The sequence below is a fragment of the Paenibacillus piri genome (assembly GCF_004354045.1).
GTDB classification, from domain to species: domain Bacteria; phylum Bacillota; class Bacilli; order Paenibacillales; family NBRC-103111; genus Paenibacillus_S; species Paenibacillus_S piri.
In genome coordinates this window covers 248,093-273,748 of the sequence record NZ_SMRT01000006.1, presented here as the reverse complement: position 1 = coordinate 273,748, position 25,656 = coordinate 248,093, and the positions used below count along the sequence as shown (strand labels likewise).

Annotated in this window: 23 protein-coding genes; 3 read left to right on the top strand and 20 right to left on the bottom strand. The window is 50.9% G+C overall.

The features are described 5' to 3' along the window. Positions 1 to 24 precede the first annotated feature (24 nt). The 19 genes from E1757_RS15390 to E1757_RS15300 all read right to left on the bottom strand — a co-directional run bounded on the left by E1757_RS15390 (position 25) and on the right by E1757_RS15300 (position 20,989). Entirely contained in the window at positions 25 to 918 is an 894-nt protein-coding gene (locus tag E1757_RS15390) for a carbohydrate ABC transporter permease (protein WP_133229555.1), read from the bottom strand. 12 nt (positions 919 to 930) lie between these two features. Further along, positions 931 to 1,839: an ABC transporter permease gene (locus tag E1757_RS15385; RefSeq protein WP_133229553.1), complete on the bottom strand. Its 909-nt coding sequence runs from the start codon at positions 1,837 to 1,839 to the stop codon at positions 931 to 933. Positions 1,840 to 1,890: 51 nt separating this feature from the next. Further along, positions 1,891 to 3,282: a sulfatase family protein gene (locus tag E1757_RS15380; RefSeq protein ID WP_133229551.1), complete on the bottom strand. Its 1,392-nt coding sequence runs from the start codon at positions 3,280 to 3,282 to the stop codon at positions 1,891 to 1,893. Between the two features lie 222 nt (positions 3,283 to 3,504). After that, positions 3,505 to 5,847 (bottom strand): helix-turn-helix domain-containing protein, encoded by a 2,343-nt coding sequence (locus tag E1757_RS15375; RefSeq protein WP_165972132.1) that lies wholly within the window; start codon positions 5,845 to 5,847, stop codon positions 3,505 to 3,507. Positions 5,848 to 6,219: 372 nt separating this feature from the next. After that, positions 6,220 to 7,104: a hypothetical protein gene (locus tag E1757_RS15370; RefSeq protein WP_133229547.1), complete on the bottom strand. Its 885-nt coding sequence runs from the start codon at positions 7,102 to 7,104 to the stop codon at positions 6,220 to 6,222. Between the two features lie 10 nt (positions 7,105 to 7,114). Then, the gene (locus E1757_RS15365; RefSeq protein WP_133229545.1) at positions 7,115 to 9,559 is read right to left on the bottom strand and encodes a heavy metal translocating P-type ATPase; all 2,445 of its coding nucleotides are present in this window, start codon (positions 9,557 to 9,559) and stop codon (positions 7,115 to 7,117) included. A 28-nt stretch (positions 9,560 to 9,587) separates the two neighbouring features. Next, entirely contained in the window at positions 9,588 to 9,788 is a 201-nt protein-coding gene (locus tag E1757_RS15360) for a copper ion binding protein (RefSeq protein WP_133229543.1), read from the bottom strand. Positions 9,789 to 10,135: 347 nt separating this feature from the next. Further along, complete coding sequence (locus E1757_RS15355; protein WP_133229541.1) at positions 10,136 to 10,465, bottom strand: metal-sensitive transcriptional regulator; 330 nt, start codon at positions 10,463 to 10,465, stop codon at positions 10,136 to 10,138. A gap of 138 nt (positions 10,466 to 10,603) precedes the next feature. Next, positions 10,604 to 11,872 (bottom strand): VTT domain-containing protein, encoded by a 1,269-nt coding sequence (locus tag E1757_RS15350; protein ID WP_246079213.1) that lies wholly within the window; start codon positions 11,870 to 11,872, stop codon positions 10,604 to 10,606. Positions 11,873 to 12,035: 163 nt separating this feature from the next. Next, on the bottom strand, positions 12,036 to 12,935 hold the full coding sequence (thpD, locus tag E1757_RS15345; RefSeq protein ID WP_133229539.1) for an ectoine hydroxylase: 900 nt from the start codon (positions 12,933 to 12,935) through the stop codon (positions 12,036 to 12,038). Between the two features lie 15 nt (positions 12,936 to 12,950). Further along, entirely contained in the window at positions 12,951 to 13,352 is a 402-nt protein-coding gene (locus tag E1757_RS15340) for an ectoine synthase (RefSeq protein ID WP_133229537.1), read from the bottom strand. After that, complete coding sequence (ectB, locus tag E1757_RS15335) at positions 13,353 to 14,678, bottom strand: diaminobutyrate--2-oxoglutarate transaminase (protein ID WP_133229535.1); 1,326 nt, start codon at positions 14,676 to 14,678, stop codon at positions 13,353 to 13,355. A gap of 36 nt (positions 14,679 to 14,714) precedes the next feature. Continuing rightward, positions 14,715 to 15,260, bottom strand: a complete 546-nt coding sequence (gene ectA / locus E1757_RS15330) for a diaminobutyrate acetyltransferase (RefSeq protein ID WP_246079212.1) — start codon at positions 15,258 to 15,260, stop codon at positions 14,715 to 14,717. A gap of 18 nt (positions 15,261 to 15,278) precedes the next feature. After that, positions 15,279 to 16,052: an ectoine/hydroxyectoine ABC transporter ATP-binding protein EhuA gene (gene ehuA / locus E1757_RS15325; protein WP_181956650.1), complete on the bottom strand. Its 774-nt coding sequence runs from the start codon at positions 16,050 to 16,052 to the stop codon at positions 15,279 to 15,281. Beyond that, positions 16,049 to 16,795, bottom strand: coding sequence for an ectoine/hydroxyectoine ABC transporter permease subunit EhuD (gene ehuD / locus E1757_RS15320; RefSeq protein WP_133229531.1), 747 nt, complete (start codon positions 16,793 to 16,795; stop codon positions 16,049 to 16,051). The genes ehuA and ehuD overlap by 4 nt, the downstream gene beginning before the upstream one ends. 5 nt (positions 16,796 to 16,800) lie before the next feature. Next, positions 16,801 to 17,454: an ectoine/hydroxyectoine ABC transporter permease subunit EhuC gene (gene ehuC / locus E1757_RS15315; protein ID WP_133229529.1), complete on the bottom strand. Its 654-nt coding sequence runs from the start codon at positions 17,452 to 17,454 to the stop codon at positions 16,801 to 16,803. A 1-nt stretch (position 17,455) separates the two neighbouring features. Beyond that, on the bottom strand, positions 17,456 to 18,370 hold the full coding sequence (gene ehuB, locus E1757_RS15310) for an ectoine/hydroxyectoine ABC transporter substrate-binding protein EhuB (RefSeq protein WP_246079211.1): 915 nt from the start codon (positions 18,368 to 18,370) through the stop codon (positions 17,456 to 17,458). 985 nt (positions 18,371 to 19,355) lie between these two features. Then, positions 19,356 to 20,255, bottom strand: coding sequence for a cation diffusion facilitator family transporter (locus E1757_RS15305; protein WP_133229527.1), 900 nt, complete (start codon positions 20,253 to 20,255; stop codon positions 19,356 to 19,358). Positions 20,256 to 20,476: 221 nt separating this feature from the next. Next, positions 20,477 to 20,989: a hypothetical protein gene (locus tag E1757_RS15300; protein WP_133229525.1), complete on the bottom strand. Its 513-nt coding sequence runs from the start codon at positions 20,987 to 20,989 to the stop codon at positions 20,477 to 20,479. Between the two features lie 206 nt (positions 20,990 to 21,195). On the opposite strand from E1757_RS15300, the gene E1757_RS15295 reads away from it, so the two are divergent. The 3 genes from E1757_RS15295 (at position 21,196) to E1757_RS15285 (ending at position 23,972) form a co-directional block, all read left to right on the top strand. After that, positions 21,196 to 21,564: a DUF4870 domain-containing protein gene (locus E1757_RS15295; RefSeq protein ID WP_425464844.1), complete on the top strand. Its 369-nt coding sequence runs from the start codon at positions 21,196 to 21,198 to the stop codon at positions 21,562 to 21,564. Positions 21,565 to 22,232: 668 nt separating this feature from the next. Continuing rightward, the gene (locus E1757_RS15290; RefSeq protein WP_133229523.1) at positions 22,233 to 23,201 is read left to right on the top strand and encodes an aldolase catalytic domain-containing protein; all 969 of its coding nucleotides are present in this window, start codon (positions 22,233 to 22,235) and stop codon (positions 23,199 to 23,201) included. A gap of 219 nt (positions 23,202 to 23,420) precedes the next feature. Continuing rightward, complete coding sequence (locus tag E1757_RS15285; protein WP_165972131.1) at positions 23,421 to 23,972, top strand: GrpB family protein; 552 nt, start codon at positions 23,421 to 23,423, stop codon at positions 23,970 to 23,972. Positions 23,973 to 24,261: 289 nt separating this feature from the next. Here E1757_RS15285 and E1757_RS15280 read toward each other — a convergent pair whose 3' ends face one another. Further along, positions 24,262 to 25,617: a dicarboxylate/amino acid:cation symporter gene (locus tag E1757_RS15280; RefSeq protein ID WP_133229519.1), complete on the bottom strand. Its 1,356-nt coding sequence runs from the start codon at positions 25,615 to 25,617 to the stop codon at positions 24,262 to 24,264. Positions 25,618 to 25,656: the final 39 nt, after the last annotated feature.

Sequence of the window (25,656 nt, the reverse complement as noted above, 5' to 3'; positions counted from 1 at the left end):
CATGTTTAGAAGCCATTTTCCGCATTATCCCTTGATCGCGCCGATCATCATGCCTTTTTCAAAATACTTTTGCAGGAAAGGATACAAAATCAGCACCGGCAAGCTGGAAACGACAATGATGGCGTACTTGAGCCCCTCGGCCAAATTTTGCTGCTCCAGCATCGATTCCGACTCGCCGGACATCATCTGCTCCATCTGGTTCTGAATCAGCAGCTCCCGCAAAAACAGCTGCAGCGGATACTGCTGCCGGTTGGACAAATAAATCAATGCGTTAAAAAAGGCATTCCAGTGGCTGACCGCATAATACAAGATCAATACGGCAATAATGGGCATGGATAACGGCAGCACAATGCTGGCCAAAATCCGGATGTTCGAGCAGCCGTCCATAAATGCCGATTCTTGCAGCTCGATCGGAATCGTGTTTTGGAAAAAGGTCCGCATAATAATTAAATTGAATACCGAAACCGCGCCCGGCAATATCATGACCCAGAACGTATTTATCATGCCCAGGCTTTTAATGACCAAATATGTAGGGATAATGCCCCCGCTGAAAAACATCGTGAATACGAAGAAAGCCATAATCGCATTACGCCCGAAAAAATCTCTCCGCGATAACGGATAGGCGCCGGCGACCGTCATGACAATATTGACGCAAGTGCCTACGGCCGTGTATAAGATCGTATTTTTGTAGCCGACCATGATGTCCGCGTTTTGGAATACCCGTTTATAAGCCTCCAAAGACAACTCTTTGGGCCAAAGCCAAACTTCGCCTTGCAGCACCAGCAGCGGATTGCTGAGCGAAGCGCTGATGACATAAACGAGCGGATAGAGCACAATAATTAATACAAGCGACAGCAGGCACAAGTTGATGGCGTCAAACCACCTGTCTCCTGCGCTTTGCTTTGTTCCTAGCCCCATGAAGCCTACCTCCTACCACAGACTCGTTTGACTGATGCGCCTCGAGATACTGTTAACGACGATTAACAAGGTGAAATTGATGACCGAGTTGAACAACCCGATTGCCGACGAGAAGCTGTACTGGGAGCCGACGAGGCCATTTTTATACACGTAAGTTGATATGACTTCCGATGCCTCTATGTTTAAATTGTTCTGCATAAGGAACACCTTCTCGAAGCCGACGCTCATGACATGGCCAAAATTAAGGATCAGCAAAATAATGGCTGTGGGCATCAAACAAGGGATCGTAATATGGATGATCCTTTTAAATTTGCTCGCTCCGTCCATAACGGCCGCTTCGTACAGCTGGGGGTCGATTCCGGCTAATGCGGCCAAATAAATGATCGAGGCCCAGCCGACATTTTGCCACACATCGGAAAACACATAGACGGTTTTAAACCACCCCGCTTCGGTCATGAAGTAAACCGGCTCCCCTCCCAAAGCGGAGATCGCCAAATTAACCATCCCGTTCCTTGGGGACAGAAACACCAGGATCAATCCGACCATAACGACGGTGGACAGAAAATGCGGAGCGTATGTGACCGTTTGCAAAAACCTTTTAAACTTATGACTTCTTACTTCGTTAAGCAGCAGCGCAAACACGATCGGAACCGGAAACGATATTGCCAGCTGGTACAAGCTAATGCCGAGCGTATTGCGAATCAATCTCCAGGCATAGAAGGAATTAAAAAAACGTTCGAAATGCTTCAAGCCTACCCAAGGGCTTCCGTCAATGCCTTTCACTGCGATGAAATCTTTGAAGGCAATCTGCACACCATACATCGGCGCGTAATGAAAAATGAGAAAGTAAGCAATAACCGGGGCAATAAGCAAATACAAATCCCAGTTTTTTCGAATCGTTTTAAATCGATCGGATACCATTTTTATACGGATTCCCTCCTTTCAGAATAGGGTATGATTGAAGTTCAGCCATTACACGCCATCGTCATCTTGAAACTGGACGCGCAGCTCAGCCAATTCCGCTTTCAAATCGGCCACAATTCCGGAATAACCCGGATCACCGTAGACGCTATTCATTTCATACGGGTCATTCTGAAGGTCGAACAGCTCCCACTCCGGCGTCTTCGGCTCATCGATCGAATCGGTCGTGCCTAATGCTTCGCCGTAGTAGTAGATCAGCTTGTACCGTTCGGTACGGATGCCGTAATGGGAGTAAACGTAATGATGCGTCAGATGCATCCAGTAGCGGTAATACATCGATGTGCGCCAGCCTTCGGGCGTCCCGCCTCCCAGCATCGGTCTCAAGCTCGTCCCCTGCATATCATCAGGCACTGCCACTCCCGCATAATCCAGAAACGTCGGGGCGAAGTCGAGATTGAGCACCATCTGCGCGTTTGCGCCACCCGGCTTGATTTCGCGCGGATAACGGATCAGAAACGGCATGCGCAGCGACTCCTCATACATGAAGCGTTTGTCGTACCAGCCGTGATCGCCGAGGAAAAAGCCTTGATCGGACGTATAAATGACGATCGTATTGTCGGCTACGCTGTTCTCTTCCAGCCAATCAAGCATCCTCCCGACATTGTCGTCAATCGAAGCGACGCAGCGCAGATAATCTTTGATATAGCGCTGATATTTCCAGCTTTTCAATTGCTCAGCCGTCAACCCTTCCGGCGGGTCTATCTTCAAGTCCCGTTTCTTCAAGTCCCGCTCCACCCTCATTTGAGCGGCCGAGGCCGCCGAGGCCCGGTTCGAATAGTCGTCGTTGAACGTTTCCGGTTCGGGAATGTCGACGTCTTCGTACAGATGCGCATGCTTTTCATCCGGAATCCATGGGCGGTGCGGCGCTTTATGATGGAGCATCAGGAAAAACGGTTTATTGTTGTCGCGCCGGTTCAGCCATTCGATGGACAAATCGGTCGTAATATCGGTGACATACCCTGCGTATTCCTTTTCCTCCCCCATCTCGATGAACGTCGGATTGTGATAATCCCCCTGTCCCGGGAGTACGTTCCAATAATCGAAGCCGGTCGGATCGGCATCGCCTCCGTGTCCAAGATGCCATTTTCCTACGATCGCCGTTTGATAGCCGCTTTCCTGCAAAAGCTTGGGCATCGTTCGCTGCCGGCCGTCCAAATGATCGCCCAATGTTTTCACGCCATTCAAGTGATTGTATAAACCTGTAAGAATGACCGCCCGGCTCGGGGCGCAAATGGAATTGGTGCAAAAGCAGTTATCGAAGCGCATTCCCTCATCGGCAATGCGGTCGATCTGCGGCGTCGTATTGATCCTACTGCCATAGCAGCTTATTGCGTGCGCGGCATGATCATCGCTCATGATGAATAAAATATTAGGCTTATTCATGTTTCACCCCCTGCATAGTTGAGGACGCGAGATCAACTCGCCGTCTTCACGGTGAACTATAGTACAGCCATTTGCAAAAGTCTATCTGCAGGATATGTACCGATCTGCAATTTATTACATCCGCCTATACGAATGCCTATCCGGCGGCTTTCCATGCGTATTTACGAGCAAGGATACACAGCTTCGCCTTCCTTTGGGGAACGTACATTTATCAACCGAAAATCATATGGACTTTCGGTTCTGATGCTCGCCTGAATTCGTTTTCCGGTATTGCATCGGCGTAATGCCCTCAAGCTTTTTAAATTTTCGGATAAAATTCGTTTCATCCACGTAGCCGACCTGCTCGACGATTTGCTTAACCGTAAGTTCGCTTACGATCAGCAGCTTTTTCGCTTCATTCATGCGCAGCCTGTCGATATGCTGTTTTTGCGTATAGCCCGTCTGATCCTTGATAAACCGGGACAGGTAGGATGGCGACATGTCGAATTCCCTTGCAATCGAATCTTGGCTTAACATCGGGTCGCTGTAACGCTCTTCCAGAAAAGCAACAATTTTATCGCTAAGATCCACATTTTTGCTTTCTTTATTTTCGGCAATATATTGGCTCAGCTGCCTGCAAAATTCGATTACTTGGCATTTGGTATGTTCAAGCGTTTCGAATTCCTGATTAATTAACGACTCTAAATCTTTATGGAAATAACCGCGCAGCTTGTCATTCATCCCGTCTACCGTATGCAGGATCGCATTTATGAGGCCCGAGCACGCATGCTTCGCCGCCTCGAGTGAAGCATATTTGAAGATGCCGTCGAAAATTTCGGCGATAATAAGCTGCACTTCGTCGACCTTGCCCTGCTTGATCGTTCTCGTCAAATTTCCTTCCAGCTCCACCGGATAACGGTACGGATGCTGTTGCTCCTGTTCTATGTCTTCATAAAACAGCAGCTGATCGTTGCCTTTCATGAACCGGTGTGTGATCGCTTTGTTCGCTTCCGCATAGGAACTGCACAGCATCGACAAATCGTCGTACATGCCGCCAATCCCGACCGTTAAGGAAAATTTGTAATTTTGTTTGTAAAATTTTTTGATTTTTTCCGCCAGCGCGGTTATATACTCTCTGCTACCTCTGTCAGGCTTTACATTCAAAACGAGCGCAATGCCGCGATCATCGATCAAATCGACCCCGTACCCGTGTCCTGCTTCGCCGGACAACTCCTCAGCAATATTGATGATGCTGAATTTGAACAAATGCTGCATCGAGACACTGTTCTCCGACCGAAACCGGTTATAATCATCAATGAAAAAGACAAGCGCGATAAAAGAAGAATAAGAAAACGTCAGCGTTGACGCTTCCATCATATTGTTTAGGTGCTGGGGTGGAACATCCTGCTTGCCCTTCAACAAAGAAAGCAGCAGCCTCTCTTTCATCATCCCCCGTTTACTGCCTAATTGGCTCATCAGCCCCTCTTGCTTGGTCATGACCTCGTCGAAAGCCTGCGACAAATAGGAGATTTCATCCATATTGTCCGCCGTACCCTTTAGTACTTTTCGATCGACAATCATTTGCACAATCGTGCGCAGCGATCCGTAATTTCGATTCGCCAATATATAAGAAATCACAATGCCCAGAATAAAAATAACTGCCGCTGAGCAAATGAAGATGAACCGGCTTTTTTGAACCTTTTGCAAAATTTGATCGGTCGGAATCGCCGCCACATAGGACCAATCGTTGTAATCGGAGGAAACCTTAATCACGGAATAATTGCCGAACCGGTTGTGGATCTCAGCCCCCCGGGAGGTCAAAGACGCCCCGCCCAAGCTGCTTAAAAATTGCCTGGCCGTTTGCTCCAACGTCCCGGACTGAAAAGCGGCAATCGGCTGATGCTGATTATCCAGAATGTACATATAACCCGAGTATTTATTCACGATATGAATCAAATACGGACTCAGCATATTTTCTTCAATTAAAAACATAACCGCGCCGTATGGCTTTCCTTGATGAATGGGGAGGGGGCAAATAAACGTGATAAATTTCTTTTTCGTATCCACACCGTTAATATGTATGTTTTCCGCGGGCCTGATGACGGGGGAGGTCATTTCCTCCAGTTGTTTTAACAACTGTTCTTTCCCCCAATTTTCATACTGATACATGTAATCGAAAAACGATTCATAGCTGTATACGCCGCTTGCTGCATATAGTTTGCCCGTATCGCGGTTTGTATACATCAGCGCCATATCGTAGATTAAAAAGTTGCTCGATCGGTACTTCCCTAACTCCGCGATGGCGCGATAAGTTGGATACCCCTCGTCCGCTACACGAAACGACGTCATATCCGGGTTGGAAGCGATCTGCAGCGCGATTTTTTCCAGCTCTTTCATTCTCGCATCCACGGTATCGCGAATTTGTGTCAAGCCAGCCGTTGTCGAAGTTTCCACTTCCTCTTGGAAGGTTTGTATAATGTTGCTGAAAACGACAGCGCTTACAATTACGAGCATCACAACTAGCGGCAAAACATAAGACAAGAAATATTTATAAAAACGAACCGACCTTCTTCTATCCGTTTGCATAAATTGCATCATCCCCCCTGCTATATTTCATGTAAATTTTGCTCTTATTAGAATAAGAGCACCGACGAAAAATGGCAACGTCTGTAACTTCCTGTCTCCATATTACATCACAGGATCGTTACAGGAAAAGCGTGAACGTAAAATTCGCTCCCGCTTCTTAATCTCGGGAATCTCCTCCTCTGTAATTCGGCCCGTTTAGAGGTTCGATGAAAAAGCTTCAAGTTGAATTAAATTACACATCGTTGAATAGCTTATTTCATTACTTTTTACACGCCTTATTTCGATTTGTCCAAAATGAGCTGCGCATAAAAAAAGCACTGCACAATGGCAGCGCTCGTCGGATACAAGAAATAGTTGCAGATTGAGCATGGATTAAGGAACTTTGATCACAAAAGGGACCGTGAACACTTGATCGTTATGTTTGAATTGTCCCCATATTTTATATACGCCGCTCTTCGGGAACGTCGTCATGAATTTGGCATCCGGGCCCGATGATGTTTCGTCCATCGGATGCACATGTAAATATTGCTCCGCATCGTCCGTCAAAATAACGACATGGCCGATGGCTCCCAAATACGGCTGAAGATTCGTAATCGGCGCTTTCGTGCTTGCATCCTTGATTGTATACGTGAGCGTCAATTCCTCATTAGCCTTCAGCCGATCGAATGCAAGCGTCACCTGCTTGCCATCCACCGTTTGCGTCAAGCTTGCATCCGGCTGGATTGGCTTCGATTTGGCCGGAGCGCCTTCGATATGAACCCATTCCATCTTATTCATGGCGCTGCCTCCCGTCGGAACAAAATCGGCAATCAGCTTATAATCCCCGCCGGCCGGAAACCGGGTTGTAATCTCAAACACGCCGTTGCCCTTATATTCCGGATGGATGTGATGGAAATAAGACAAATCTTTGCTGACAATAATCAAATGCTGCTTCTGCTCATGATTGACGTCGAACTGTTCAATCGGCTTGCCGCCGTTTTGAATTTCGATCCGGATGGACGTGTCTTGATTGGCCTGCGGCTTCTTGCCTCCTGCCAGCGTCCATAGCGCCTTTACGGCATCCGACTTGATACCGCCGCTATTGTCTTGATTCCCGTGTCCTGCGGCGTGACCCCCTCCGGCCGGAGCATCCGTTTTATGACCATCATGGGACATTCCTGCAGCCCCCGAATGTCCTCCTGCCTGTTTCGCCGCGTTCGTTCCGCATGCGGTAAGCAATACCACGATTATTATCGATAAAAACAGCAGCTTCTTCATTTCAATCCTCCTAGTTTGTCCGAGACTCGATGTTCAGGCGCTGCAGCCGGAGCGCATTCAGCACTACCGATACGGAGCTGAGCGCCATCGCCGCACCCGCAACCCAAGGAGCCAATAATCCAAGCGCCGCAATCGGGATTCCCAACGTGTTGTAGCCAAGCGCCCAGAACAAGTTTTGCCGGATATTGCCCATCGTTTTGCGGCTCATATAGATCGCATCCGGAATGCTGTTCAAATCGCCGCGGATCAAGGTTACATCGGCCGCTTCCATCGCGACATCGGTCCCCGTTCCGATCGCCATTCCGATGTCCGCCATCGCCAGCGCCGGAGCGTCATTGATCCCGTCGCCGACCATCGCCACTTTTTTGCCTTGGGCCTGCAGCTTCTTCACTTCCTCCGCCTTGCCTTCCGGAAGCACTTCGGCCCGCACCTGGTCGATCCCGGCCTGCTTGGCGATTGCCAGTGCCGTCCGTTCGTTATCGCCCGTAATCATAATGACTTCGATCCCCATATGCTTCAACCGCTCGACGGCTTGCCTGGACGTTTCCTTGATCGTATCGGCAACCGCGACCAAGCCGGCATATTGGCGGTCAACAGCAATGAGCATTGCCGTCTTCCCTTCTTCCTCAAGCTTCGCCATGCGTTCGAACGCTTGCTCAGCCTGCACCTCATATTGCGCCATCAGCCTGCGCGTCCCGGCCAATATTTCCCGGCCTTCAACGACGGCGCGAATTCCAAAGCCCGGTATAGCCTCAAACTGTTCCGCCGCCGGAAGCTCGATGCCTTTGGCGGCAATGCCCGACACGATCGCTTCCGCAAGCGGATGCTCCGAACTCTTCTCCGCCGCGCCAACCATGCGCAGAAACGAGCGCTCGTCGATATGATCGACAACGATATCCGTCAATTCGGGTTTACCTTTTGTTACGGTACCGGTTTTATCGAGAATAATGGCATCGATCCGATGCGTCGATTCCAGATGCTCGCCGCCTTTAAACAGCACTCCCAGCTCCGCCGCGCGGCCCGAGCCCGCCATAATCGAGGTTGGCGTAGCCAATCCGAGCGCACAAGGGCACGCTATGACGAGAATCGCGATCGCTTTCTCCAGCGCGCTCGCAACATCTCCGGGGTTGACCCAGATGTACCAGACAAGAAAAGCTGCGGCGGCAATCCCGACTACGATCGGGACGAAGATGCCGGATATCACATCGGCTATCCGTTGAATCGGAGCCTTCGAGCCTTGCGCTTCCTCAACGACCTTGATGATTTGCGCCAACGCCGTTTCCTTGCCGACCTTGGTCGCCTTGACGGTCAATCTGCCATTTTTGTTAATCGTCGCGCCGATGACGGTATCGCCGCTCTTCTTTTCCACCGGGAGACTCTCGCCGGTCAGCATCGATTCGTCAACGGCCGAAGTTCCTTCAAGCACTTCACCATCGACCGGAATTTTCTCTCCCGGCTTAACCAGCACAATGTCGCCGGCCAGCACTTCTTCTACGGGAACCGTCATCTCCTGTCCGCCGCGGATGACCAGCGCCGTCTTGGCCTGCAATCCCATCAGCGTCTTGATCGCTTCGGAGGTGCGGCCTTTGGCGAGTGACTCGAACAGCTTGCCGAGAATGACCAGGGTGATGAGCACGGCGCTCGTTTCATAATACATCGCGGGCCCATGATGAACGCTCCCGCCCTGAGAAGCCCAGACGATCGTCAAATAAAGACTGTAGAAATAGGCGGCCGACGTGCCGAGCGACACAAGCACATCCATATTGGCGCTTTTATTGCGCAGTGACTTGTAAGCTCCGACATAAAACGGCATGCCGATATAAAATTGCACGGGGGTGGCAAGAGCCAGCTGGAACCACGGATTCATGAACAGCTCCGGCATCCAGATCCACGATAAGAAAGCGAAGTGACTGACCATGGCCCACAGCAGCGGCAGCGAGAGAACGGCGGAGATCAGCAGCTTGCGCTTTTGCCGCGCTATCGCCTGCTCCCGACGCTCGCCCGGATCGGTCTGTTCCTGCTTGGTGAAAGCTTGATAGCCCAGCTTCTCGATCCGCTTCTGCATATCGTCCACCGAGACTTCCAACGGGTTATACTCGACCCGTGCCGTTTCCATCGCGAAATTGACGGCAGCGTTCGTGACTCCCGGCATTTTGTTCAACGTTTTTTCTATCTTGACGGCGCAGGCTGCGCAAAACATCCCGGCCAGCTCCAGGTCGGCCGTTTCTTTTACCGTGCCGTACCCAAGCTTCTGAACGCTCTGCTCCATTTGCCCGACATTGATCACTTTCGGGTCATAGGTGACCGTCGCCCGCTCCATCGCAAAGTTTACATTCGCTTCCTTAACGCCGTCGAGCTTATTTAACCCTTTTTCGATCCGATTGGCGCAAGCGGCGCACGTCATACCTGTAATTTGCAAAGACGCTTGCTCCGTTCCCAGCTTGGCTGCTTCCATTACGCACACCCCGTTTTCGTTCGATTAATTACACAACATCGTAGCCTTGTCCTTCAATCGCTTCTTTAATAGCTTCGAGCGTCAGTTTATGTTCATCATAATCGACGGTAACCTTACCGCCTGCCAAATCAACGGATCCGCTTGCGCCCAAACCTTTCACAGCCTTTTCGACGGAATTGACACAGTGCGCGCACGACATGCCTTTAACTTGCAAAATTACGTTTTTCATCTTTCATTTCTCCTTTATAAAAAATAAAATTTTTGAATGGGGTATAGCGGTTCGCGTCCACAGTATCAGTATCGACCTTTTCAATTCGATTCACCCTTACGGCGGCAAAATGCCGGGTACTTTGGGAGGGAACTGCTATGTTTGTCGCCATTCATGTTTTTAGTATACCCCCCTATAGTATATAAGTCAAATGTTTTTTACCGTACCCCTCAACCCTATTTGAAAGGCCGCCAAAAGCAAGCCGCTTCGCCGTCCTTTAGGAGACGAACGTGTTTGCCAAGGTTATGCGAAGCAAGTGTTCAGACGAAAAAAGGATTCTCGCGAATCCTTCCCCCACCCAAATGACTTTACTTCATTAATTTATTGATGGTCGTCAGCAGCTCATCGATAACTTCGCTTTCACCGTCCTGAATCCGTTCGATTACGCAGCTTTTCATATGGTGCTCGAGAAGCAGCTTGCCTACGCCGTTCAAAGCGGACTGTACCGACGAAATCTGATTCAGCACGTCATCACAATACGTATCCTTCTCAATCAACCCTTTAATGCCGCGAATTTGTCCCTCGATCCGGTTGAGCCGGTTTATCAAATTGTTTTTGGTTTTTTCGGAATGATGGCTTTTTCGTTCATCGGTACCGCAGGCTTCATGTGTTTTCGATTCCGTGACGAGGTTCTCCATAAAATCATCCCTTTCGCTTTTCTTCTATTGTAGCATAGCCCCCCTACCTATACAAATAGTTCATTCGCAGTTGTAGCCGTAAAATTTACACCCAAGTTTAGCATTTTGCGGAAACAACTTTATGCCAGTATATCCGGCTTACGAGTTCATGATTCGAAATAGTTCCAACAGCAGCACGTTCATGCTCAGCCATACACCGCCGAATACATAACCGGCGAGCGCATCGCTCGGGTATTGCAGATTGAAATAAACATGGCTCAATCCAACCAGAAACGAACAAGCGAGTACGACGATAATCGAAACAGTTCTAACCCAGGCCACACCGGTATGCCGAATCAGCAAATAGGCGGCGAAGCCAAATATAACGATCGTAATCAATGTCTGCTCGCTTGGGAACGTATTCGCGATGTTTTCAGGTCCCATTCGATGAAAATAAAGCCTTAACCTTTCTTCCCACAGCTCACCGCCGATATATACGAACAACAAGAAGCTCCCTTCAAGCATACGGTCTCTTCCTTTATAAAGGACCCATAGAAGGGACAGCACGGTCAAAGCAAGCAAAACCGGGGAAGAGGCCAAATCTGCAAACCGATTCATCCAAGGCTTCCAATTGCCGTCAAACTGAGAATGAATAACATAAGAGGTTACCAGGTCAAAGTCGCCGAATTCATTGGCCAAAAAATCTTGGACCAAACCCACCATCAACATAAAGAGCGCCAAAAACAGTCCGAACGATGCGGTGATCAGAAATCGGGCCGGACCTAACGAACTAAACTTTTTAACTGCCTTACTCAACCAATATACAATACGGTCGTTGAGTTTGATTTTATATTTTCGAAACAAATAAAATGCCATCAGCAGCAAGGCCGCCAAAATGCCCGCCAATAATAAATATTTGGTAATGGAATGATGGAATTGCTCCCATTCGGGGCCGACAATTTTTCCGAGCGATATAAAGGTACCCGTCCAAATGAACGCGCCGGTATAAGCATAGAGCCTATAGGTACGAACCCGCAGTCTTGTAATTCCCGAGAAATAACCGGTAAAATGGCGAATTCCCGGGATAAAATATGCGATAATGATGACCTTATTTCCGTAACGTTCAAACCAGCGGGATGTCGCCGCCAGACGGTCGGGGCCCAAATGTATCCTGGAGCCGTATTTTTCAAAAAAAGGGATTCCTAATTTATAACCGATCCCGTATGAAACGGTCATGCCGATCGAAGCTCCAGTACCCGCTGTGAGGATGCTTAACGCCCAATTTAATTTTTGTTGGAAAACGAGCAGCCCCGTATAGGTCATAAGCACTTCACCCGGCAAAGGCAAAGCGAGCAGCTCAAGCATCAGGGCAGCACCCAAAACTAAATATCCGAATTGATCCATCAAATTTTGTATGAAATGGAGCACAATAATCCTCCGTGGTAGTCCAGTCCCTATTATGGTTATTCTCTGTTTGTTTCGCGAAAAAATACGTTCTATCCCCTCCGAGGTATGCTTGCTGTCATGAAAAAAAAGAACATCGATACCGAATATCGGCTCGATGTTCTTTTCATGACTCCCTTGAATCCTTTTAACGCGCTGCAATATATTCCGGTCTGGGCGTTTGTCCCGAGAACGGCTCCTGCAGCCGGTTGTCTACGCTGTTGTAGACGAGAAACACATTGCTGCGCGGCATCGGCGAAATATTGCTGTTCGAGCCGTGCATAATGTTGCAGTCGAACAGAACGATGGAGCCTGCCTTGCCGACGGGCGTATGAATGCCGTGCTTACGGACCAGCTCCGTAAGGCTGTCCTGATCCGGCACCCCGTACTGCTGGCGGCGCAGCGATTCCTGATAATGCCGCTCCGGCGTCTTGCCGACGCATGAAATATACGTCATATGGGAGCCGGGGACGACCATCAACGGGCCGTTAAACGGATAGTTGTCTTCCAGCGCGATCGAACAGCTCAATGCCCGCATCCGCGGCATTCCATCCTCGACATGCCATGTTTCGAAATCGGAATGCCAGTAAAATTCTTTGCCCGTAAAGCCCGGCTTGAAATTAATCCGCGATTGGTGGATGTACGTGGAGCTTCCCAGCAAGTAATCGGTCAGCCGTTTAAGCCGCGGATGCCCGGCTAAAGCTTTGAACACGTCGCTGCTGCTATGTACGGCAAAGATCGACCGCACCTCCTCGCTGTCTGGCTCGCGGATTACCTCATCGCGCTTCGAGTGCAGGCTTTCGTTCCACAGTCGATTCAATTCGTCTTTATAGGCGGCAATTTCCTCCGCAGAGAAAAACTGCTCGATAAACAAATAGCCGTTTTGCTTATAGAAATCCGATTGCTGCTCCGTAATAAACGTCTGCTGCGCCCAAGCGGAATAAACGACCGGATCTTTGCGCTGAATCCATTCCGGCTCGGCCTTTATACGGGAAGGGTATAAATCGGCAATTTCTTCGGTTTGTGTGGCATGGTTTATTCTCGGCATCGTCTCGATTCCTCCTTATTTCGGATCGGCTGTTTGCGCCGTCAGCAGTGGATAAGTACCGTTTTCGTCATGAACTTCCCCGCCCATCAGCGGCGGATTGAATACGCAAACGGTCCGCAGCTCGGTTTTGGCCCGCAGGAAATGCTTCTCATGTCCGTCCAGCGCATACAAGGTGCCCGGGTAGAGCGGGTATGTTTCCCCGCCGATCACTTCAATCTCCCCTTCGCCTTCGATGCAATAAACGGCCTCGACATGGTTTTGATACCAGATCAGCGTTTCCGTCCCGGCTTTGATTATCGTATCGTTCATGGAGAAGCCCATGCCGTCCTTTTGCAGCAGCAATCTTCTTGAATTCCAGGTTTCGGTGTCGATATCGTCATGGGTATGAATCACTTGGTTAATATGTTTTACGATCATTTAGCCCACTCCCTTGCCTTTAAATTTGAATGGCCGCTTTTCGGTCCGCAGCTTCACCAGCTCATCCAGACTTTCGGCAAGCAGCCGCAGTCCCTGCTCAAGTACAGCCGGTTCAATCGTTAACGGCGGCATCAGCTTGGCGACCTCGCTTCGCGGACCCGACGTTTCCATGATCAGCCCTTTTTTAAAGGCAATGGCGCATAGCTGTTCGGCCGCGCCGTCCTCGTCAAATGCGATGCCCTGGATCAAGCCTCTGCCCCTGATTTCCCCGCCAAGCTCGCCGTCCCGCTTCACCATTTGCTCCAATGCATGACGAATCGTCCTGCTTTTGACAGCCACCTCGGCTTGAAGCTCGCCGTTTTCCCAGTAACGGAGCGCTTGAGCGGCGGCGACGAAAGCGAGATTGTTGCCGCGGAACGTTCCATTATGCTCACCCGGACTCCATTGGTCGATCTCCGGCTTGAGCAGTGTGAGAGCCATCGGGAGCCCGTAGCCGCCAATCGACTTAGATAAGCAAATAATGTCCGGGTCAATTCCGGCCTCGTCAAAGCTGAAAAACGTCCCGGTCCGTCCGCAGCCCATCTGAATATCGTCGACGATCAACAAAATGTCTCTTTGTTTGCACAAAGCCGCGATTTTTTGCAGCCACCCGCGGCTTGCCGTATTGAGGCCTCCTTCGCCCTGGACCGTTTCCACAATGACAGCTGCCGGAAGCGGAATGCCGCTGCCCGGATCATCGAGCATTTTTTCAATATAAGCCGTCGTATCGACCGAACGTCCGAAGTATCCGTCATACGGCATAAAGGCGGCGTTTCCGAGATCAATGCCCGCACCGCTGCGTTTAAATTTGTTGCCGGTGACGGCCAAAGAACCGAGCGACATCCCGTGAAAAGCATTCGTAAAGCAGAGGATCGAGGAACGTCCCGTCACTTTACGGGCGATTTTCAGCGCGCTTTCCACCGCATTCGTCCCTGTCGGTCCGGGAAACATCACCTTATGCGTCATGCCGCGCGGCTTCAGGATTACATCGTGAAACCGGGCCAAAAAATGCTCCTTGGCGGTAGTCGCCATATCCAGGCCGTGGGTCACCCCGTCCTGAAGCAGGTATTCCACCAGCTTTTCCTTGATCGCTTCATTGTTGTGGCCGTAATTCAAGGCACCGGCGCCGGCAAAAAAATCAATATATTCATGGCCCCGCTTATCCCACAGCTTCGCGTTTTTCGCCGTGGCGAAAACCGTCGTGAAGCTGCGGCAGTAGCTGCGAACCTCGGATTCCAGTTGGTCAAACACGTGCAGGGAAGGTTTTTCCAATGTGTGCAGTTTCATCGATCTACCTCCTGTTATGAGTTATTGTTGTCGTTCTCATCGTTCGCCCATGACAGGCAAGGGGCCTAACCGGAACAGCAGCTCCTCCTCATGACGCGCCTCAACCGGAAACAACGCATCCGCATAACCGGCCGACAAATGACATTCCATCCTGTAATCTTTGGCCAACCGCAGAAGCAAGCCTCTGGACGCCAAATTGGACGGACTGACGGTCGCTTCGATATACACGACATCGCTGCAGCATTCCCTCGCCAACAGCTCCTTCAGCATCCGTCTCGCGATACCTCTCCGCTGCTTGGAGGGAGCCACCGCGATTTGCCAGACGAACAATGTGTCGTTTCGGGAAGGGGCGCGGAAGGCCGAAATAAAGCCGACAATCTTCTCCTCTTCCTCTGCGATCACGCAGGTGTCCCTCAAATAATCGCTCAGCAAAATATAACAGTAAGCAGAGTTCACATCCAAAGCTTCCGTCTGCTGAATAAGCTTCCAGATCGGCGTCCCGTCTTTCTTCTCCGGGCGCCGAAAACGTATCGCGGTTTCTTTCAATGTTTCCTTCGCATTTTCTTTCAAAATTTCTTTCAAGTTCCGTCCCCCCTTTCGCTAAGACGACCGGAACCGTTTCAAAAACGATTGCAGCCGCTCGCTTTGCGGGTCTTCGAATATCGCCTCCGGCGGCCCCTGCTCCACTATGGCGCCATCTGCGCCGAATATAACCCGATCGGCGATTTCCCGCGCGAAATCCATCTCATGCGTGATGAGCATCATCGCCATATTGCCTTCATCGGCGATCTCGCGGATGACCTCCAGCACCTCGCCGACCAGCTCGGGATCGAGCGCAGAGGTAACCTCGTCGAACACCATCACCTGCGGCCGCATGACGAGCGCTCTGGCAATGGCAACGCGCTGCTTCTGCCCGCCCGAAAGCTTGGACGGATATACATCCAATTTGTCCAGCAGCCCGACCTTCTCGAGCATCGACTCGGCCCGTTCCCGCGCCTCCTCCTTCGACAAGCCCAGCACCTTGCACGGCGCTTCGGTCACATTGCGCAGCACGTTCATATGGGGAAACAGATTGAAATGCTGGAACACCATGCCGACCTTTCCCCTGATGCGATGCAGATGCCGTTCATCGGCCCGGACCAGCCGGTCCTGCACCCGCTGATGCCACAGCAGCTCCCCGTCCACCTCGATCGTGCCCGAGCTCGGCTCCTCCAGCGTCATCAGCATGCGGCCAAGCGTTGTTTTGCCGGAGCCGCTCGGGCCGATCACGGCGAGCTTTTCCCCGGGCGCAATATCCAGATCGATCTCCTTTAGCACCTCAAGCTCGCCGTAGGTTTTACTTACTTTACTGTATTTCACTACCGTATCGTTCAAGCTCCCACCTCCTTTTTCGAAGCAGCCATGCTTTTTGAAACGGTTGTTCCCGAACCGGATGTCGGGGATGAATCTTTATACGAGGCGCCGGCTTGCAGGTTCAGCCGCTTTTCAAGCTTGGCAAAGGCAAGCGACGCCGGATAACTGATGACGAGAAACATCAGCCCGACTATCGTGTACGGCTCGAAAACGCGGTACGATTCGGAAACGGTATTTTTGGCCGTCAACAGCAGTTCAACCAGGGTAATGGCAGAAAGTACGGGGGTCTCTTTAAACATAACAAGCAAATAGTTCCCCATAATCGGAATGATAGGCGGTATGGCTTGAGGAAGAATAATCGTTATCCAGGTTTGTACTTTCGGAAAGTTTAAGGCCACTGCCGCCTCCCGTTGCCCCTTAGGGACCGCTTCAATGCCTGAGCGGTACACTTCGGACAAATAGGTGCTGTAATGAAGTCCCAGACCAATAATACCTACGGTAAACGCAGATAAAGAAATATTCATTATTTTGGGAAGTGTGTAGTATAAGAAAAACACCTGTACCAGCAGCGGCGTATTCCGGACAAAAGCGACAAGCCATTTGGCTAAAATGGAAAGCAGTTTCATGCGGGACGCCGACGCCAGCGCGAGCAGCAGCCCTCCTAAGCAAGCGGCCGCAAAGCCGCAGCACGTTACGATCACCGTCACCCACAAAGCCTTGACCAGTCCCGGTAAAATGTCGAGCGTATAATTCCAATCCCACATCGCGTCTACAGCCTCCCTGCCGCCATGCTACGTTCCGCTTTGCGTATCCCGAACGATACGAGCGACGTAATGGCAAAATACATCAGGAGCAGCAGCATCAAAATTTCCGGTGTCCAGTCGATATAGTTGTTTCTCAGCACTATGGCTTGGTAGGTCATATCGCTTAATGTAATAAAATAGACAAGACACGTTCCTTTGATGAGCTCGATGGCCAGATTGCCGAACGGCGGAAGCATACGAACACCTGCTTGCGGTAAAATGACATACAGCAGGCTCTGCCAGCGCCGCATATTGAGCGCGAGCGCCGCCTCCCACTGGCCTTTGGGCACGGCCAGAATCGAGCTGCGTACAACCTCGGACCCATAGGCTCCGTAATTCAAGCCGAACGCGAGTACCGCAGCCGTCAGCTTGGGAAGCTCGATGCCTGCGAACGGAAGCGCGAAGTACAGCCAAAACAGCTGGATCAACAGCGAACTGCCTCTAAAAAGCTCCACATAGACGGTAACGATGAACCGAATGAGCTTGTATTGGGACAAGCGGCACAAACCAGCCGCAAGCGATATCGCCAAAGCGAGGATAGAGGAAAGCGCGGCGACTTCCAAGGTGACCTTCGCACCCGCAAACAGCATAGGTACGATTTGTATCCAAGCGGACTCCATGCTACTCTTTAGCCAGAGCTTCAGCCGTTATATCGCCCGGAAGCTCCTGCTCCGTAAAGCCGAATTTTTTCAAAATGGACAGCAGTTCGCCCGACGTTTTCAGCTTCTCCAGCTCCGCATTGAACGCTTCCTGGAACTCCTTGTCGTCCTTGCGGAACGCCGTCGCGCCGTATCCTCTTACACTTTTGCCGTCAATGACCGGCTGCTCGAATTCGGCTACCCGTTCCAGCCCGCTGTCCTTCGCGGAGTCCAGCATCGCCTGCAGCGCCGGGCCTGTCATCGTCACAGTCTGAGCGCGGTTCGCCTGCAGCGCATTCAATGCGGACGCCTGGTCGGGCACAAGGACCATCTGCTCCTTCGGTACGCCGGATTTCTCCAAATAGCCGATTTCAATCGCGCCGGTCATGACGGCGACTTTAATCTCTTTATTATCAGCGATATCCTTATAGCTGTGCAGGTTATGCGGATTTCCCTGCTTCACGGCTATCGCTTCGCCAATGCTGTACTCCGGATTGGCGAACAGCACTGCCTTGCTCCGCTGCGGATTGATAAACATCCCCGCGGTAATCATGTCGAACCGCTTGGCCTGCAGCCCGCCGATCAGCGAACCGAACTCCGTCAATTCGCCTCTCACTTCTTTGACACCCAGTCGTTCCAGTATCACCTTTGCAATTTCTACGGCTTCTCCTGTCAATTGTCCGTCGGCCGTCTTGTAGGCATACGGCTTTTCATTGGCAAAGCCAATCGTCGCATAGCCCTGCTCCTTCACTTTGGCCAAGGTGCCGCTGCCCGCTCCGGCCGCCTGCTTATCCGGCGGCGAATTGGCGCCTTCGGTGCCGGCTTCCTTCACGCTGCCGCACCCGAACATCGCGGTGCTTAACAAGAGAACCATTATGACCGCCAAACCCCTTCTCAATCAGCATCTCTCCTCTGTTAAGAATTTGCTCGCGCGAACACTTATAATGCTAGCATAGTCCTTCTTGCCGTGTCACACGGGCTCACTCCATGTATTTCCAGATAATCCCTCCTCTCGTAGGATGAGCCGGGATTACCGGACCTATTCGGCTTATTCCTCCCCTATCGTTCCATATCGTAGCAAATAAGGCGGTTTCCCTCACGAGGCAAGTATGTTAATGAAACAGGAACATTCGTTCCCTTTTGGCACTCTTTGCGCTCCGGAAGCCTGATAAAAGGATGCCAAAGATGCTCTCTCTTGAGTGAAACTGCGCGTATTTCCCAGATTGCTAAGACAAGCTTCCCTTTGTACAATGCATGAAAGCGCCGAAACGTCCGTCACATACATCAGCGCTCCGGCTTCCCCGAGCCCCGTCAAATTCAGCCTCAAGCGGCGATTTTCTTTCCAAGAAACCATAACAAAAAAACGTCTCTGTTCGCATCGTCAGCGAATAGAAACGTTTTTGTTTTTCTTCGGAATCCTCGATGCAGCTGCCTGAGCCGTGTTCTCAAGGGATTGACAGCGCACCCCTTAATCGCGGGCGAACGAATGGTTTTCAAATCTAGCGGATCGAGGAGACGTTATACTGCAACAATTGGTTCAGATGAACGACTGGCGTGCCACATAAGGTTATTCCGGTCCGTTAAATTTGTCGAAAGCAAAAAATAGGTCAAATAACTCCTTCTCAAGAGACTATCGATTAAAGGACGGGAACGGGCAATGGATACGACTTCGAAGCTCAAACACGTTTTACTGCATTGATTTCATTATACTTTTCGGTAACAATGCAATAAAAAACTCGCCCTGAAGCCATTCTCCAAGCCCTTATCCCTATTAATCGACAGTCTCTCTCAGTCCGTTAGGCCTGCTCATAACTACTTGCTGCGTTCATTTCCCCTAATAAAGCCGGTCATTTTCAAAAGCGGCGTACAAAAAAATCCCAATCCTATTCGTCTTGCCGCTCCACCTGCCGCTCCGCTTCCGTATAAGGCTCGATATGCACATGGACGTTATCGACCTTATGCTTGCTGTGCATTCGCCGTTCGATTTCGTCGCTGATAAAGTGGCTCTGCTCGACGCTGAGCTCCGCGCTCACCTCGACGACGACGTCCAGCAGTATATTGCTGCCGTGCACACGGGCGCGAATATCGCGGATGCCTTTAACGCCCGGCGTATTGCGCACGGTATCCTGGAACACCTTCAGCTTCTCGTCATCAAAGCCGTCCGTCAGCGCGTGCGAAGCATCCGAGAATATGTCCCATGCCGTCTTGCAAATAACGACACCGACCAGCAGCGCTGCGATCGAATCGAGTACGGGGAGCCCTAGGCGGGCACCGAAAATACCTGCAGCCGCGCCGATGCTGACGAAAGCGTCCGAACGGTTGTCCAGGGCGGCCGCCATCAGCGACTTGTTGTTAATGCGCCGCGCCAGTCTGCTGTTATACATGTACACAAACCACATGCACACGGCCGAGAACAGCGCGATCCATGCGGCCAGCAGGCCGGGCGGCTGCAGGTCGCCCTCCATAAAGCTTCTGGCCGCCTGAATAATGACCTGAATGCCGGCGGCGAACATAATGAATGAGGCCACTAACGAAGCGATCGTTTCGGCCCGCATATGGCCGTACGGGTGATCCCGGTCCGGCGGCTTGCGGGAAATGCGAAGGCCGATCAGTACGGCAAGCGAAACGACGATATCCGTCGTATTGTTGACGCCATCTGCAGTTAATGCTTCGGAGCCCGTTATATAGCCCATGCTGATCTTGAACGCAGACAAAAGAATATAGGCTGCGATGCTAACCCATGCACCCTTTTCGCCTTGCTTCAAATTATCGTAGGTTTCCACGTACGGCTCTCCTCCAGCTCCATGTCGAACATGCTCGATTTATTTCGACCTCATCATAGCAAACGAAAGTCGTGTGGGTCTAGAGAAACAGTTTTCTCCTTACAACGAAAAATAGGCAGGACACAACTTTGTTTTCCGCGGCAAATCTTTTTATCCCCGGCAAAAAAAGCAAGCAGCGGTCCGCTTCACGCCGGACACGCTGCCGTTGGAAGCTTCCGGCGCTACAACCGGACTCCCGCATCAAAATGGCTGTAGTCATCATCGGACGGGTCGAACACCTTCGCGCCGTTGCCGGAATCCGATTCGCCTGCCGCTCCCGATACCGGATTGTCGGAATTGCCCGAATCATCCGAATCGCCGGCTGCAGCTCCGTCCGCCCCGCGGTCCGGCGCATACAAGCTGTCTGCGTTTTCGGCGTTCGTCGCGTAGAGCTCGCTCCAATCTTCGTTGACGACATGCGCCGGAATCGAAATATAACCGTCATCCGTATCGTACGCCTGCCTATAAGCGTCGTTCTCCGTTAAGCCCGACGTATGCTCAACCAGCCGTCCGCCATGAGCCTGCGCGATTTCGAGCGCAGATGACAGCACTGAATGCTCGACTTGAATATGCAGTGTCGGATGATTGAATTCGGAGTGGAGGCCAGCCGTATAACCTAGCTCCTCCAGAGTGCTTTGTGCCAGCAATGCGGACGCTTCGTTATCAAATTCGAAAAAAATCGCTTCGGCGTTCATTCGTTTGTCTTCCTCTCATTCTCATTTGGCAAAATAGTCTCGCTTATCGTCTCCCCGGACAGCCCAAATTATTCCTGCGATCAAGCTTTTTTCTTTCAAGCGTCAAGACATACTGTGGTTTTGCGGCGCATAGGATGTTACAAAACCATGTTCCGTCATGAAAAGCACCTCCAGCTTACAATTATAATGAAAAGAGGGTGACCGCTTTGTCTTCCCCGGAAGATCAACAAAACAGCGCCGGCTCGTCCGGACCGAATTTGACAGCCGATCCTGCCGACGTCAACGCCAACAAATGGATCGGCGTATTGGCGTACATTATTTTTTTCATTCCGCTGCTCGCCGCCAAAGATTCCCGGTTTGCCATGTATCATGCGAATCAGGGCCTTGTTCTGCTCATTCTCAGCATCGCCTGCAATATCGTGCTCGGCATGATTCCGGTGATCGGCTGGATCCTGCTGCCGCTGGCCAATTTGGCGACACTGGTGCTTGCGATTATCGGCATCATTCAGGCGGCCAACGGCCAAATAAAGCCGCTCCCCATTATCGGCTCAATCACGATTATTAAAACCCCGTAACCGCAGCTGCCGGCAAAGCCGGCTTTTTTTTATAATGATAGAAAGAATAAGTTGTCAGCGGAGCTGAAGCTTTTTATCATTGCAAGAAAACCTGCATTTAAATCGCGGTCGCTCATCCTTGAATGGCCTCGATAGAGGTTTTTTTATAATATCAGAATTTATATGTTTTCAGCGGAGCTGAACAATTCTGATATTGCAAGAAAAGCTACATCAAAAACACGAATGTATCTTCATCGAAAGGGCTTCGATCAGAAGCTTTTCTTATTGTTTAGGAGTTTAGGATATGATGCGCAGCACATTTCCATGGATATCGGGGGACTTTGTTATGCTTTCCTCTTTTTTCATAGATTGTTTCTCATTTGGCAACACTATGTTCCGGCCCCTTCTCTCGAGCAGGGTATTCGTCGTTTTCCAGCAAATCGGATCATTGTGTCACGAATCGATGAAATTTCACAAAAAACGGGCAATTTCTCGCCCCGAATTCGATGATTTTCGTTGACAAAACCACTGGCGGTATGTGATTATAGATTAAGCGATTTTAATTTACCACATGAAAGCACAAAAGCATAAAAGCACAAAAGCCGAAAAGCATTAAAGTGCGCCGAACATACTGGGCCGAAGCCGCCTGAACGAGCTGACGCCGCATAGCTGAAGGGAGTTTATTGAAGATGACGAAAGAATATAACCACAAAATTGTCGACTGCACCATTCGCGACGGGGGACTCGTCAACAACTGGGATTTTAGCGTGAAAATGGTACAAGATATGTACGCGGGCTTGAGCGAAGCCGGCGTTGAATATATGGAGATCGGCTATAAAAACTCCGCCAAATTGCTGAAAGGCGCGGAGGCGGGACCATGGCGCTTCTTGAACGAAGATTTCTTGAAGGAAGTTATCAAGACGAAGACCGACACCAAGCTGTCCGCTCTCGTAGATATCGGCCGCGTCGACGAGAACGACATTTTGCCGCGCGAGCAGAGCCATCTGGACTTGATCCGCGTCGCTACCTACATTAAAGATGTGGACAAGGCGTTGGAACTGGTTGAGAAATTCAACGGCTACGGCTACGAAACAAGCATCAATATTATGGCGCTGTCGCATGTTATGGAAAACGAGCTTACCGAAGCGCTTGAAGAAATCGGAAAAAGCAAGGTCGATGTCGTATATGTCGTCGATTCATACGGCAGCATGGATCATAAGGATATCGAATATATGGTTTCCAAATTCCAGCGCCTGCTTCCGAACAAGCAATTGGGCGTGCATATGCACAACAATATGCAGCTTGCTTTCGCCAACACGATTTTGGGCGCAAGCAAAGGCGTTCAATTCCTGGATGCTTCCGTGTACGGCATGGGCCGCGCTGCCGGCAACTGCCCTACCGAGCTGCTTGTGAGCTACTTGAAAAATACACGTTACGAGCTGCGTCCGGTGCTGGACCTGATCGAAAGACATTTGGCGCCAATCCGTCAAAAAGTCGAATGGGGCTATGTCATCCCTTACATGGTCGCAGGCGTGCTGAACGAGCATCCGCGATCCGGTATGGCGCTGCGTGCGAGCGAGGACAAAGACAAGTATGTCGATTTTTACGACAAGCTGACGTCGCCCGAGGTTATGCCGACGAACCACCATGCCGACTAATATGAATTAAAGGTTAACGAAAAAGTCTAAAAACTTTCAACTAAGAAGAGCCTGACGGAAAACTCGCCGTCGGGCTCTTTGTAATCTTACCCCAGACTTCGCACACGTAAATTCAGGAATTCCGCTTGAACCGCCGTTCCGCCGATTGGAAAATATACCTCTTTTGAAGTTATATTAGGTAATAGCCCCATTTTCATGGAAAAAGGAGGAGATTCGGGCATGTCTGAACAAAGCCGGAAGCCGATGTCGATCGTCCCTTATAATCCCGACTGGGCGCTTGAATACAAGCGGGAGCAAGAGCGGCTGCTGAACGCGCTATCCCCCCGCATCGCGACGATGGAGCATGTCGGCAGCACCTCGATCCCGAACCAGGCCGCCAAGCCCGTCATCGACATGTTTGCGGCCTTCCATACGCTGGAGGCTCCCTCCGTCTATTCCCGGCTGCTCAAAGATCTGGGCTATTCATACACGGATGCGGGCATGACGGGCCGCCACCTATTTGTGAAAAAATCGGGCGGGGCGCGTACTCATCACCTGCATATGCTTCCTTCGGAACATTTCTATGAAAGAAATGAGCTGCTGTTCCGCGATTATCTTCGCGCGCATCCGGAAAGCGTCAGCGCTTACGGGGAGCTCAAGCTTTCGCTGATGCGGCAGTTCAGCCTCGATCCCGAAGCGTACACACGCGCCAAAACCGACTTTATCCAACAGATCGTCGATCGGGCGCGCACGGAAAAGGGGCTGCCGCTGCAGTCCGTATGGGAAGACTAACTTCCCATGCTGACGGAGGATACGGCAGCGCTTCGCCTTCAGCTCTATCGAAACTGTATTTCGACAACTCCCCGGGAAGCCGCCGTTGTTCATAAGAAGCTGCAGCGCATCCTTTCCTGAGCTCAAACAAAAGACTGGGCTTCGCGTTTGATCTAACGCACCCAGTCTTTATGTTGTTTGCCTTATTAATCGCATCCGTTCTATTACGCTTTGCGGTAGTTACCGCATCAGGCGTATACGCAGCGGCCTCTCCGATCGCTACCCGCTGACGCCGGCATCCAACAGCCGATTACGCGGTAGCGTGTTCCATCTCATCTTCCTCATCCCGCTCGAATGCAGCCCTGTCGAATTCGCCCTCCGAATCGGCTACCAGAAGCGCGGTAACCGTTGTCCCGGTCGCATTGACCGCTGTACGTCCCATATCGATAAGCGCTTCGACGCCGAGCACCAAGCCCATACCTTCCAGCGGCAGGCCCATGGCCGTCAAAACAACTGTGGTCGAAATCGCGGCAGGCCCAGGCACGCCGGCAACCCCGATCGACGAAATCACGCAAACCAATATAAGGAGAATATAATCCGTTACATCCAAGTGAATATTGTACACGCGTGCGACGAACACGGCGACAATCGCCGGCCACACACCGCCGCATCCGTTAAAGTTCATCGTAGCGCCGAGCGGCGCCACAAAGCTGGCAATCCGCGGCGAGACGCGGAGCCGCTTCGTGATGACTTCCAGGTTGATCGGCAGCGTAGCGTAACTGCTGCGTGTCGTAAAGGCAACGGCAACCGTCGGGTACGCTTTACGGAAAAATTTAATCGGATTCACCTTCGCAACCAGCGCGACTAACCCGCCGAACACGAGTACGAAATGTATGATCAGACCGATATACGAAGCGAAAATAACTTTCGCGAGCGGTGCCAGCGTCTCCAAGCCGTACTTGGCGGCCATAGCTCCGACCAGCGCATAAACGCCGTACGGTGTCAGGCGAATCACATACTTGACGACTTGATGCAGCACGTCGGTGGCCGATTTTAGAAACTGTTTCACCGGCTCCACGCTTTCCGGCTTGCGCGAATTGATATGCACGATCGCCACCGCAACGAATATGGCAAAGATCAATACAGGCACCACTTTACCCGCAGCCATATCGCTGATCGGATTGGACGGCACCAGATCGAGTATAACTTGAGAGAAGGTCGGAATTTCCCTTACTTTAAAATCTTTCGGCACTGCCGCTTTAATCCCGTTGCCCGGATCGACGGCCAATGCAACGAGCAGACCGATTAATGCGGCAACACCCGTTGTGGACAAAAACCACAAAATCGTCTTCACGCCCAGCTTGCGCAAATGAGCCAAATTCGTTAATGACGCGATACTGTTTATAACAAGAACAAAAACGAGCGGCATGACGAGCATTTTAATCAGATTGACATAGATAGTGCCGATCGTGCTGACGCTTTTATAATCCAGCTTGAACGAGTTGAACACGATACCTGCCAACAGCCCCAATCCGAGTGCAATAAATACGCGGGTACCGAAGCCGACACGTTTTTTCGCCAAAAAGACAAGAAAAACAATTACTGCTAATGAAACCAGCAAGCTGATCCAGTTCGTCTGAAAGGCAGCCAATAAATTATTATTCATTTCAAATTCCTCCAATTAATCTCATGATGTTACTCGGAT